General features: G+C 71.2%; 9 protein-coding genes. 4 read left to right on the plus strand and 5 right to left on the minus strand.

What is annotated here, in order from left to right:
* Nucleotides 1-99: 99 nt before the first annotated feature.
* The 4 genes from hemE (at nucleotide 100) to FB561_RS24950 (ending at nucleotide 3,823) form a co-directional block, all read left to right on the plus strand.
* A complete protein-coding gene (hemE, locus tag FB561_RS24935; RefSeq protein ID WP_238335199.1) occupies nucleotides 100-1,119 on the plus strand; it encodes a uroporphyrinogen decarboxylase in 1,020 nt (339 codons plus the stop codon).
* A gap of 144 nt (nucleotides 1,120-1,263) precedes the next feature.
* On the plus strand, nucleotides 1,264-2,685 hold the full coding sequence (hemG, locus tag FB561_RS24940; RefSeq protein ID WP_238335041.1) for a protoporphyrinogen oxidase: 1,422 nt from the start codon (nucleotides 1,264-1,266) through the stop codon (nucleotides 2,683-2,685).
* Nucleotides 2,682-3,443: a hydrogen peroxide-dependent heme synthase gene (gene hemQ, locus FB561_RS24945; RefSeq protein ID WP_145810814.1), complete on the plus strand. Its 762-nt coding sequence runs from the start codon at nucleotides 2,682-2,684 to the stop codon at nucleotides 3,441-3,443. The genes hemG and hemQ overlap by 4 nt, the downstream gene beginning before the upstream one ends.
* A gap of 2 nt (nucleotides 3,444-3,445) precedes the next feature.
* Nucleotides 3,446-3,823, plus strand: coding sequence for a VOC family protein (locus FB561_RS24950; RefSeq protein WP_145810816.1), 378 nt, complete (start codon nucleotides 3,446-3,448; stop codon nucleotides 3,821-3,823).
* Nucleotides 3,824-3,871: 48 nt separating this feature from the next.
* Here FB561_RS24950 and FB561_RS24955 read toward each other — a convergent pair whose 3' ends face one another.
* The 5 genes from FB561_RS24955 to FB561_RS24975 form a co-directional block, all read right to left on the minus strand.
* Nucleotides 3,872-5,908 carry an AAA family ATPase gene (locus FB561_RS24955; protein WP_238335042.1) on the minus strand — a complete coding sequence of 679 codons (2,037 nt, stop codon included), beginning with the start codon at nucleotides 5,906-5,908 and terminating at the stop codon, nucleotides 3,872-3,874.
* A 99-nt stretch (nucleotides 5,909-6,007) separates the two neighbouring features.
* Nucleotides 6,008-6,424: a peptide-methionine (R)-S-oxide reductase MsrB gene (gene msrB, locus FB561_RS24960; RefSeq protein WP_145810818.1), complete on the minus strand. Its 417-nt coding sequence runs from the start codon at nucleotides 6,422-6,424 to the stop codon at nucleotides 6,008-6,010.
* A 117-nt stretch (nucleotides 6,425-6,541) separates the two neighbouring features.
* The gene (locus FB561_RS24965) at nucleotides 6,542-8,944 is read right to left on the minus strand and encodes a lamin tail domain-containing protein (RefSeq protein ID WP_145810820.1); all 2,403 of its coding nucleotides are present in this window, start codon (nucleotides 8,942-8,944) and stop codon (nucleotides 6,542-6,544) included.
* Nucleotides 8,945-9,031: 87 nt separating this feature from the next.
* Nucleotides 9,032-10,411, minus strand: a complete 1,380-nt coding sequence (locus FB561_RS24970) for an adenylate/guanylate cyclase domain-containing protein (RefSeq protein WP_145810822.1) — start codon at nucleotides 10,409-10,411, stop codon at nucleotides 9,032-9,034.
* Nucleotides 10,404-12,125 carry an NAD(P)/FAD-dependent oxidoreductase gene (locus tag FB561_RS24975; RefSeq protein WP_145810824.1) on the minus strand — a complete coding sequence of 574 codons (1,722 nt, stop codon included), beginning with the start codon at nucleotides 12,123-12,125 and terminating at the stop codon, nucleotides 10,404-10,406. The genes FB561_RS24970 and FB561_RS24975 overlap by 8 nt, the downstream gene beginning before the upstream one ends.
* Between the last annotated feature and the right edge of the window lie 114 nt (nucleotides 12,126-12,239).

The raw sequence follows: 12,239 nt of genomic DNA on the forward strand, positions 1-12,239 counted from the left end.
ACGACGCGCCGGTAACCGCTTCACGGGCATGGGATCATCGATGCCGTGCCCTTCACATCGCCTGATCGATCACCGACTGCTACCGACCGTTCCGCCTTTCTGCTGGCCGCCCGGGGCGAGCCCGGACCGCACACGCCGGTGTGGTTCATGCGCCAGGCGGGCCGCTCGCTACCGGAGTACCGGGCGATCCGGGAGGGCACCACGATGCTCGAGTCGTGTATGCGGCCCGACCTCGTCGTGGAGATAACGCTGCAGCCGGTACGCCGTTACGGTGTCGACGCGGCGATCTTCTTCTCCGACATCGTGATGCCGCTCAAGGCGGTCGGCGTCGACCTGGAGATCAAGCCGGGCGTCGGCCCCGTGGTCGCGTCCCCGGTACGGTCCGCCGACGACCTGACGGCGGTCCGCCCGGTCGAGCCGTCCGACGTGCCGTACATCGCGGACTCGGTGAAGCAACTGGTCGGCGAGCTCGGTACCACCCCGCTGATCGGATTCGCGGGCGCGCCGTTCACCGTCGCGTCGTACCTGGTCGAGGGCGGGCCGAGCAAGGACCACGCCAAGACCAAGGCGCTGATGCACGGCGACCCGAAGCTCTGGCACGCGCTGGCCGACCGCCTCGCCGACGTGGCGATCGCGTACCTCGCGGTCCAGATCGAGTCCGGCGCCTCGGCGATCCAGCTCTTCGACTCGTGGGCCGGAGCGCTCTCGCCCCGGGACTACGCCGAGTACGTCCAGCCCCACTCGGCCAAGGTCTTCGCGGCGCTGGAGCAGTACGGCGTCCCGCGCCTGCACTTCGGTGTCAACACGGGCGAGCTGCTCGGCCTGATGAGCGAAGCCGGCGCGGACGTGGTCGGCGTCGACTGGCGAGTCCCCCTGGACGAAGCAGTCCGCCGGATCTCCGCGGCCAGCGGCACCCCGAAACCGGTCCAGGGCAACCTCGACCCCGCTCTGCTGTCCGCGGGCTGGGAGGCGATCGAGCCGGAAATCGACCGAATCCTCGCAGAAGGCCAAGCCGCCCCCGGCCACATCTTCAACCTCGGCCACGGCGTCCCCCCGACCGCAGACCCCGAAGTCCTCCACCGCGTGGTGCGAGCAGTCCAACAGAAGTCGGCCCGCTGACCTCGCCGCTGGCGGGTTGTCGGCCCACTAACGCGTTACAACCCGCCAGCCACTCGACAACCTGCCATCGGCCTCGGCCCTTGCCTGCCGCAACCACAGCGGGGTGGGGGCGGGTGCTGGAATCCCATGGGTGAGGATGGGGCCGTGGATGTGCGGACGGTGGTTGTTGTCGGTGGCGGGGTCAGTGGGCTTGCTGCTGCTCATGCTTTGGCCGGGGAGCCGGATGCGCCCCGGATCGTCGTACTCGAGGGTTCGCCCAGGCTCGGCGGGAAGCTGGCCGGCGACACCTTGGAAGGCGTCCCCGTCGACCTCGGTGCCGAGTCGGTGCTGGCCCGCCGCCCGGAAGCGACCGACCTGATCAAGGCGGTCGGTCTGGCCGACGACGTCGTCCACCCGGCGACCACCTCGGCCGGGCTCTGGATCGGCGACCGGATCCGCGCCATCCCGCCGACCGTCATGGGCGTACCGGCCGACCCCGCCACCACCACCGATGTCCTCGGCCCCGAGGCCGCCGATCGCGTGGCTCAGGAGGCCGGCCTCCCGCAGCCGGAGTTGACCGAGGACGTCGCCATCGGGCGGTTCGTTGCCGAGCGCATGGGTCGCGCCGTCACCGACAAGCTCGTCGACCCGTTGCTCGGCGGCGTGTACGCGGGCCGGGCCGAGGAGATCTCCCTCGCCGCCGCCGTCCCCGAGCTGTACGCCAAGCTCCGGACCGCCCCCGGCCTGCTCGCCGCGACCACCGAGCTCCGCGCGGCCAGCCAGCGCCGGGCGGCCGACGGGGCGCCCGTGTTCGCCGGGATCCGCGGCGGCATCAACCGCCTGATCACGGCGCTCGAGCAGGACCTGACCAGCCGGGGCGTCGAGATCCGCCGGTCCGCGACCGTTCGCCGGATCACCCGCACCCCCGACGGGTACGAGCTCGTGACCGGCCCCGTGCCCGCGCCGACCCTGGTCAAGGCGGACGCCGTCATCGTCGCCACCCCGGCGACCCCGGCCGCGCGCATGCTCGCCGACCTGGTCCCCGCCGCTTCGGTCGAGCTGGCCGCGATCGAGTACGCGAGCATGGCGATCGTCACCCTCGCCGTCCGGAAGAGCGACTTCCCCGCGTCCGCGACCGGATCCGGCTTCCTGGTCCCGTCCGTCGAGGGCCGCACGATCAAGGCGTCGACGTACTCCTTCGCCAAGTGGCAGTGGTCTGCCGAGGCCGGGGGAGACCTCGCCGTACTGCGCTGCTCGGTCGGCCGCCTCGGTGAGGAGTACGTGCTGCAGCGGTCGGACGAGGAGCTGGTAGCGCTCGCCTCGGCCGATCTGCGCCAGGCGATCGGCCTGGAGGCACCGGTCGTCGGCTCGCTCGTTACGCGGTGGGGCGGCGGCCTCCCGCAGTACGCCGTGGGGCACCTGGACCGGGTCGACCGGGTGGAGCGCGCGGTCGCCGAGCAGCCCGGTCTCGCGGTCTGCGGCGCGGCGTACCGGGGGGTCGGGATCGCCGCGTGTGTCGCCGCCGGGGCCAAGGCGGCAACCCGGGTGCGCGGTCATCTGGACGCATTGGCGACAATGGCCCCGTGACCGAGACGCCAGCCCAGCCCGAGCAGCCCGCGAACGCCGAGACCGCCGCGCCGTCCGAGACCCGGACCGCGAAGCCGAAGGCCCGCGAGCTCAACACCGTGATCCGCTACACGATGTGGTCGGTCTTCAAGGTGGAGACCCCGCTCGGTGACGCGGACCGCGACGAGCTGGCCGCGGAGCTCGCGGACCTGGTCGGCAAGCTCGCCGCCGACGACGTGGTGATCCGCGGCTGGTACGACGTGGAGGGCTTCCGCGCCGACGCCGACTTCATGGTCTGGTGGCACGCGCCGTCCTCGGACGCGCTGCAGAAGGCATACCACGCGCTGCGCCGGTCCCGGCTCGGGCGGCACCTCGCGCCGATCTGGTCCCAGCTGGCGCTGCACCGGCCGGCCGAGTTCAACAAGAGCCACATCCCCGCGTTCCTGGCCGACGAGGAGGCGCGCGCGTACGTCTGCGTGTACCCGTTCGTCCGCTCCTACGAGTGGTACCTGCTGCCGGACGAGGAGCGCCGGTTCATGCTCGCCGAGCACGGCAAGATGGCCCGGGGATACCCGGACGTCCGGGCGAACACGGTGGCGTCGTTCGCGCTCGGCGACTACGAGTGGATGCTCGCCTTCGAGGCGGACGAGCTGTACCGGATGGTCGACCTGATGCGGGACCTGCGCGCGTCCACGGCCCGCCGGCACGTCCGCGAGGAGACGCCGTTCTACACCGGCCGGCGGACCGAGCTCGGCGAGCTGGTCGCCAACCTGGCCTGATCATGCCGCGGAAGGCGTTCCCGGTCCTGTACGTCGGCGACGTGCGGCGGTCGATCGAGTTCTACGGCCGGCTCGGCTACGAGTCGGTGTACCAGTTCCCGCTGGAGGGCGACCCGCACTACGTCGGCCTCGAACGCGGCGACTCCTCGCTCGGTCTGGCCGACACCAGCTGGCCCGAGGCGCAGCTCGGCATCACGGTCGGGACGGCGCCACGGTTCGAGCTGTTCGTGTACGTGGACGACGTCGAGGTCGAGCTGGAGAAGCTCCGCGACGCCGGGTACAAGATCCTCCAGGAGCCGGCCACGATGCCATGGGGCGAACGCCAGGCCTACGTGTCCGACCCGGACGGCAACCCGGTCGCCCTGGCCACGCCGATCTGACGTGGACGAGGAGCTGGCAGGCGGCCGGTGTTGCTGGGGGAGTAGGGCTCAGGTTCCCGGCTTCTGCAGCAGGTAGTCCTCGGCGCGCATCGAGGCGGCCGGCTTGACGTCCTCGGGGAAGATCATCCGCAGGTCACGCTCGGTCAGGGTGTCCGGGTCCCGCTGGGCGAGCCTGGTCGCCTGGTTGGAGATGGCCTCCTCGAGCACGTTCCGGATGAAGCGGCCGTTACCGAAGTTGTGGCCACGCGGCGCGGGCGGGATCACCCGGCGGACCACGTCGAGCACGTCGTCGGTGATGATCATGCCCTTCTGCCGGGCCTGCAGCGCGAAGATCGCGACCAGCTGGTCGGTGTTGTACTCGCTGAACGACAGCATCTTCGGGAACCGCGACGACAGACCCGTGTTGGACTCCATGAACCGCTGCATCTCCCGGTGGTACCCGGCGACGATGACGACGCAGTCGTTGCGGTGGTCCTCCATCATCTTCAGCAGCGTGGCGACGGCTTCGAGGCCGTAGTCACCCGGGCTGTTCTCCGGGACCAGCGTGTACGCCTCGTCGACGAACAGCACGCCGCCGAGCGCCTCGCGGAACTTGGCGGCGGTCATCGGCGCGGTGGTACCGACGCTGGAGCCGACCAGGTCGGACCGGTCGACCTCGACCACGTGGCCCTTCTCCAGCACGCCGAGGTCCTGGTAGATCCGGGCCAGCAGCCGGGCGATCGTCGTCTTCGCCGTACCGGGCTTGCCGACGAACACCATGTGCCGGGCGCGTTCGTGGCTCGCCAAGCCGAGCTCGGCGCGCCGCAGGTTGGTCTTGATCTCGGCCACCATCCGGCGGACCGACTCCTTGACCGACTCCAGCCCGATCAGCGACTCCAGCTCGGCCAGTGCCCCGTCCCCGGCCTCCACCGGGGCGGCCGGCTGGTTCGGGCCGGACTCCGCGGGCTCACCCTCGGCCTGCGCATCGGCGGACTGGCTCGCCTTCACGGCGCCCCAGGCAGCGGTGAGCGACTGGTCCGAGTTGCCCGCGGTCGCGTCGGCGGTCAGCCGGCGCTCCAGGTCGAGCAGCCGGAAGAACTCGTGCAGGTCCGGTACCTGCGGCTCCGGCCAAGGCGCGTCACCGAGAACGCCGGCCAGGTGCACCGAGACGCGGGTGGCGGCGGCCGCCCAGGAGCGGGCGAGGACCTGGTGGTCGCGGCGAACGGCGCGGCCCAGCCACGCGGTGTTACCGGCCAGCCACTCGTCCTTGTCGAAGCCGTCGCGCAGACCGGCCAGGGCGTTCTCCACGTCCCAGGCGGCGTTGCCGAGGATCTGCCCGACCGCCTGCGGCTGGCCGGTCAGCCCGGTGGTCAGGATCAGGCCGGACAGCAGCTGGGCGAAGTCGCCCGGGTCGTCCGGCATCACCATCGACAGCTTGGCGTGCGCGTCCCGCAACGAGTTGAGCGAGTAGTGCAGCGCGGCCGTCGGTCCCGCCAGCTCCGGGAGCACCGCGCGCTCGAGGTCGGTGAGCGCACTGGTCCGCCAGTACTGGGCGATCGTGTCGTAGTCGGCGGAGGCGTGCATCCGCAGGGCCTCGCGGTCGGCCAGCACGCGGTCGAACGCGGTCACCAGGGCCTCCGCCCGCGCCGCCATCGGCGGGGCGTCGAGGAACAGGCTCATCACGTCCCGGCTCAGCTTCACGGCCTGCCGGCGGCTCTCCTCGCGGAATCCCCGGGCCCCCGAGATCGCCTGCAGGGGCCAGTCGGTCGGCGCGATCCGGACCAGGTGGCCGGCGCCGCCGAAGCGGACCGACGGCCGGTGGAAGTCGCGGGTGAGCTCGGCACCGATATCGGCGCGCTCACCGTGCAGGACGGGGATCCAGCCGGTCAGCAACGGAGCGACCTGGTGGGTGAACCACACCGCGGCCGGCGTCCCGTTGACGAAGTCCGGGAAGGCGCCGGCCCGCAACGGCCGAACGGCGTTCGGGTCGTCGCCCCAGGCCCGCAATCGGCTCCGCACACTCGCCGGCCAGCCGGCCGGGATCTCCCAGGGCTGGTCGGCAGCGAGCGCGTCGAGCACGCCTGGTCTCCGGGTGTCGTCAGCCACTGGGATCCTTTCCGCCCGTCGGGCACCTGGCCTGGTTCCGCGCTGGCTCACTTTAGTGCGTCGGCGGCCGACGACCGGCGTTCGGTGCCGTCCCGCGGGTCAGGCGGGCTGCAGGGAGAGGCTGACCGAGTTGATGCAGTACCGCAGGTCGGTCGGGGTGCCGTAGCCCTCACCCTCGAACACGTGGCCGAGGTGCGAGCCGCAGTTCGCACAGCGGACCTCGACCCGCTTCATCCCGAGCGTGGAGTCCTCGATGTACTCCACCCGGTCCTCGGACAGCGGAGCGAAGAACGACGGCCAGCCGCAGTGCGAGTCGAACTTCGTCTCGCTCCGGAACAGCTCGGCGTCACAGGCCCGGCACTTGTACACGCCGACCGTCTTGGTGTCGGTGTACTCACCGGTGAACGGGCGCTCGGTGCCCGCCTTGCGCAGAACCTGGAACTCCGCCGGGGACAGCTGCGCGCGCCACTCCTCGTCGGTCTTGTTCACCGCGTACTGCCTGGTGCTGTCAGTCACTGCCGGTACCTCCTCAGTCGAGGAGCCGGAAACCCCAGGGGCTCCGGCTCCTCTCCATTATCGGCGGCCGGGCAAGGAAAACCCCGCCCGGCCCCGGCCCGTAAGCGCGCCGTTAGGTCAGCGGTACCAGGACGGCAGCGGCGTGATCCGGACCACCTGCGGGTCGTGGTCGCTGATCTGGTCCGGGAACTCGCTGTTCATGTGCACGATGTCGTAGGAGAACCCCGGCCGCAGGTTCTGCGACATCAGGATCTGGTCGAGGATCTGGCTGTTGCCCTCGAACACGTAGCTGTACCGCTCCTTGGCCGGCAGCGTGCGCGGCAGGTTGATCAGCGAGGTGCGGCCGGACCCGACCAGGATGTCGGCGGTCCGGCTGAAGTCGAAGTCGTTCAGGTCACCCAGGACGACGACGTTCGCGCCCTTGTCCTTGGCCAGGATCTGGTCGACGAACCCGCGGACCGCCTGCGCCTGCTGGTGCCGCTTCGGCGCGGACGACTGGACCGGCGGCTGGAACCGGCCCCACAACGGGTCGTCGCCGCCCTTGGAGCTGAAGTGGTTCACCACCACGAACAGGCTCTGCCCGTGCCAGCTGAACTCGCCGGCCAGCGGGACCCGGGTCGCCGCCCAGGCCGGGTTGGTGGGGTCGACGCGGCCCGGCGACGAGCTCAGCTGCGGCCGGCCGAACTTGTCGGTGACGATCGTGGTGGGCGTGGTCGGGCCACCACCGGCCCGGTCGACGAACTTCACCGGCCGGTCGGTGCGGTACATGAACGCGACCCGGATGTTGCCGCCCGGCTCGCCGCCCTCGGCGTTGTTCACCGGGTCGATCTGCCGCCACGCGTACTTCGGACCGCCGGCCCGGCGGATCGCGTCGGCCAGCATGGTCAGGGTGAGGTCCGCTCCAGTGCTCCCTGAGTTCACCGCGCCGTCGTTGTCCTGCACTTCCTCCAGACCGAGGATGTCCGGAGAGGCGAGGTTCCGCACCACCGCCTGGGCCAGTCCGTCGAACTTGGCGGCGCCGTCGGACGGGTCCAGGTTCTCGACGTTGAACGTCGCCACCGACACCTGCAGGGGAGAGGAGGCCTTCGACTTCTCCCGCGCGACCTGGCCGTCGACGACGACCGGGGTCTGCGTGGGGAGGAACTTGAAGTTGCCGAACGCGTAGTCGAGCACACCGGTCAAGGGCCCGCCGCCGGGCGCGGTCACCGTGTCACCGGTCTTGGCGTCCGGGATGGGCGTCAGCACGTCGTCCAGCAGGACCCGCTCCGGGTTGCTGTCGGTCTGCTGCAGCAGGATGCCGCCGCGGACCGTGCGCAGGCCGGAGCCGACCGGGACGACGGACAGTTCGCGGAACGAGCTGGTCGGTCCGGTCGCCTGGGCCTGGTCGATGCCGAGCCACATACCCTCCAGCGACTCCCAGAAGTCCAGGCCGTCGGTGGCCGGCTCGAAGGTGCCGGTGGTCTCGACGTCGCCGGACGAGTCGTCGTCGATCACGGTCGACGGCGGGACGCGGCCACCCGGGCCGACGATCGTGGGCGCCGGGACCGAGCCGGTACCGGTCACCGTGACCGTCGGGTTGGTGAGCTCCGTGGTGGTCAGGTTGTCGGTACCGCCCGAACCGCCGGGCCGGAACTCGGCGACCGTACCGCGCACGGTGACGACGTCGCCGACGGACACGGTCGGGACCGAGCTGGTGAAGACGAACAGGCCCTCGCTGGTCGCCGGGTCGTCGTCCGGCTGCGGGTCCTGGAACCAGAACCCGTTGGCGCTCTTCGCGGTGACGACGCCGGTGACGTTGCCGACCAGTTTGCCCGCGAGCGGCGACCGGTGCGCGGTGCCCTGGATGTCGTGGATCTTCGCGTCCACCGGGTCCGGGTCGGGCGGCGTCGAGGTCAGCGTCTTCGGCGACGGGTTCTCCGCAGCGAACTCGGCAGCGTTGTTGTCGCCGTCCTTGGTCGGGTCCTTGCGGGTCGCCGAGGTCGTGTTCGACAGGCCCGGCGCCGGGCTTGTCTCAGCGTCGTTGGCCGCGCCGTACCCGACGAAGTCGACCACGCCGTCGGCGCTCGCACAGCCGGTCGCACAGGTCAGGCTGGTGGTCGAGGTGACCAGCGCGACCTTGCCCGAGGTGGCCGACAGGTTGACGCTGCCGGTCGCGTCGGCCGCGGGGAGCGGCTGGCCGTTGGCTCCACCCGACGCGCCCTGGGCGAGGTAGACGCCGCCCGGCGCGATCGTGCCGGACAGGGTGATCTTGTTCGCCCAGGAGGTCCCGGCCGAGGACGCGTACTGGATCGACCAGCCGGTCACGTCGACCGGGGCGTCGCTGTTGTTGGTCAGCTCGACGAAGTCGTTGGTGTACGGCGCACCGGAGTTGCCGCCACCGCCGTACACCTCGGTGATCACCACGGTGGACGAGGCGGCGAGCGCCGGAGCGGCCGCGATCACGGCGGCCCCGGACAGCAGCAGACTGGAGGTGACCACGAGGGCGCCCAGTCGGCGCCGTGATCGGTTCTGGGCAGACATGTGCCGGATTCTCACACCCGGACCAGGCCCCGCCAAGGTCCAACACATGAACACCAGGGACCGCCGCAGGAAGGCGAGGGTGATCCTTCAGCCGAGGGGCAGCGACAGCAGCTGGAACACCTCGACCGGCTCGGCCTTGCCCTTCAGGTCGACCAGGCCGAGCGACTCGGTCCGCGCCCCGGGCAACAGCGCCAGCGTCGCCGGGCCGATCGCGACCCCACCGACGGGGGCCTTGCCCTCGATCCGCGAGGCCACGTTGACCGTGTCGCCGATCACCGTGTGGGTCCGGCCGCCCTCGGTGCCGAGCAGGCTGACCGAGGCGATCCCGCTGTTCACCCCGACCCGGAACCGGGGCCAGTTCGGGTGCTCACCCTGGACCTTCCCGGCCGCCTCCTGCAACGCGAGCGCGGCGGCCGCGGCCCGTTCCGCGTGGTCCGGCTGGTTCCCGCGCTTGTTGAACGTCACCATCAACGCGTCGCCGATGATCCGGTCCACCTCGCCCCCGTGCCGGCGGACCACGGGCGGCACCACCACCTCGAAGTACGTGTTCAGCATCGTGGTGACCTCGCCGGGCTCGTGGCTCTCCGAGAAGCTGGTGAACCCCTGCAGGTCGGCGAACAGCACGCTCAGCTCGCGCCGCCCCGCGACGGTGTCCTTCAGGTACAGGTCGGAGAATCGTTCCTCGTACCACTGGATCCGCACCCCGACGAGCACCAGCGTGAACGCGGACAGCAGCAGGATGTGCCACTCCCACCAGGACAGCGCCCAGTTCCGCGCGAAGACGACCGCGATCATCGCCTCGGCCAGCAGCACGAACGCCGAGATCATCGAGAGCAGCATCAACGAGGGCCGTTCCCACCACAGCACCAGGTACCGGGCGCCGGCGAGCGCATAGAGCAGGACGGCCGGGATCGCCAGCCCGGTAAGGATGCCGTCGGCAACTTCCGGGACCGCCTTGCCCTGCAGCGGCGGCAATTTGGCCACCGAGGCGATCGCCCACAACGCCATCAGGGTCAGCAGCCCGGCCCGCGCCCAGCGGCCCCAGCGCATCGCCTTGACCACCCGGTCACCGTGGAACCGCAGGCTGGAGACGCACGCGAACACCGAACCCAGCGCGATACCGACCGGGGTCGCCAGCGTGAACCCGGCGTTCGGCGTACTGAGCAGGACGCCCGGGGTCGCCAACGCGTGCAGCCCGAGGAACCCGGCCGCGGACAGGAACGCGAGCGCGACGAACAGGACCCGCGGATCGCCGCGCCGGATCGCGGCCGCACCGGTCGCGTAGGCGAGTACGGCACTGACGAGAGCGGTCAGCAGGACCAGCCAGAAGTGGGTCGGATGGTGCTCGAAGTGCACGTCCAGGGAGGGCTTGCGGAGCAGCAGGAGCAACCACGCGAGCGGGACCAGCAGGACGATCGTGGTGGCGACGAGCATCCCGCCGGAGTACGCGAACTTCCGGTCAGCCATCGGGACCCTTCAGGAACGTGTGCACCTGCGACACCACGACCGAGCCCTCACCGACCGCCGAGGCGACGCGCTTCACCGAGCCGCAGCGGACGTCGCCGACCGCGAACAACCCGGGCACGGTCGACTCGTACGGCTGCGGCGGCCGGTCCAGGGTCCAGCGGGGATCGGCGGCCGCCTCGGTCCCGGCGAGCACGAACCCGTACCGGTCCCGGCCGACCGCCTCGGGCAACCAGCCGGTGCCCGGTTCCGCGCCGATCATCACGAACAGCCCGTCGACGGGGAGCGCCTCCTCCGCGCCCGTGGTCCGGTCCCGCAGCGTGATCGTCTCCAGCCGGCCGTCGCCGCCCCCGTCGACCACCTCGCACGAGGTCCGGAGTACCACGTTGTCGGCGGCATCGATCGCGTCGATCAGGTACTGCGACATGCTCGCGGACAGGTCCTTGCCGCGGATCGCCAACGTGACCAGGCGGCAGTACCGGGCCAGGTGGAGCACGGCCTGGCCGGCCGAGTTCCCCGCGCCGACCACGCACGCGTCCAGGCCGGTCAACCCGTGTGCCTCGGACACGGACGCCCCGTAGTACACCCCGGCGCCGCTCAGCTTCTCCAACGCCGGTACGCCGAGCCGCCGGTACGCGACGCCCATCGCGAGCACGACCGCGCGGGCCCGGACCTCACCGACGTCGCCGATCTCCGCCCGGAAATGGCCGCCCTCCTGGTCGAGCTTGAGGACCTCGCGCATCAGCAGGAAGTGCGCGCCGAACACCCACGCCTGCTGGTACCCGCGTTGCGCGAGCTCCGACCCGGTGACGCCGCGGGAGAAGCCGAGGTAGTTGCGGATCAGCGAGCTCGTCCCCGCCTGGCCACCGATCGCCTCCCGCTCGACGACCAGGGTGCTCAGGCCCTCCGACGACGCGTACACCGCGGTCGCGAGGCCGGCCGGCCCACCACCGATCACGAGCACGTCGAACTCCCGTTGCTCGTCCTTCAGCGTCGTCCGGACGCCCCACGCCTCGGCGACCTCGGCGTCGGTCGGATCGCGCAACAACGTCCCGCCGATCGCGGGCATCCAGACCAGCACGTGATCCCCGGGATCGGGTTCGTCGAGCTCCCGCAGGACCAGGTCCGCCAGCGGCGTACCGGTCGCGCGGAACGCACTCGGGATGCCGTTGCGGACCAGGAGCCCGCGGATCGCGTGGCCGCGCGGGGATCGCTCGTCGGCGACCACGACCACCTCGCGGAGGTTGTCCACCTCGTTCCGCGACCACTCCTGGACGAACTCGGCCACCGTCCGGTGGAACAGCTCGTCCCGCTCGATCCACGGCTTCAGCACGTAGTAGTTGATGTCCCCGACGGCCATCGCGGCCAGGATCGCGGCCGCGGTGGTCCGGCGCGCCCAGGCGCCCCACTCGATCAGCAGCGCCCGGCGGGCGTCGGGATGCAGCGTGCGGGCCTGCTCGAGGATCTGCGCCCGCTCGTTCTCGGCGAGCGCGTGATCGACCAGGACGACCGCCACGCGTTGCCCCAGTTCGTGCGCGAACTGGAGACCGGCCAGCGCGGCGTCCGCGGTGAGCTCACCGCGGACTCTGAAATCGACGCCGAAGCTCCGTTCCAACTCGGCCTCGATGCGATCCAGTCGTTCCGGATCGGTGTCGACGACGAGCAGCAACGGCCTTGCCGCGCGCAGGCTCGGCCTGGCGTCGGGTTCCCCACCCATGCTGCGACGGTAAGTCTGCCGCCGGGGGCAGGCAACGGCCCAAACGTTTGATCGCCGGTCCTGTCCGCCCCAGTGGGACAGGACCGGCGAAGTACCCAACGAGCGGCTGATCGC

This window comes from Kribbella amoyensis, from assembly GCF_007828865.1.
Taxonomy (GTDB): domain Bacteria; phylum Actinomycetota; class Actinomycetes; order Propionibacteriales; family Kribbellaceae; genus Kribbella; species Kribbella amoyensis.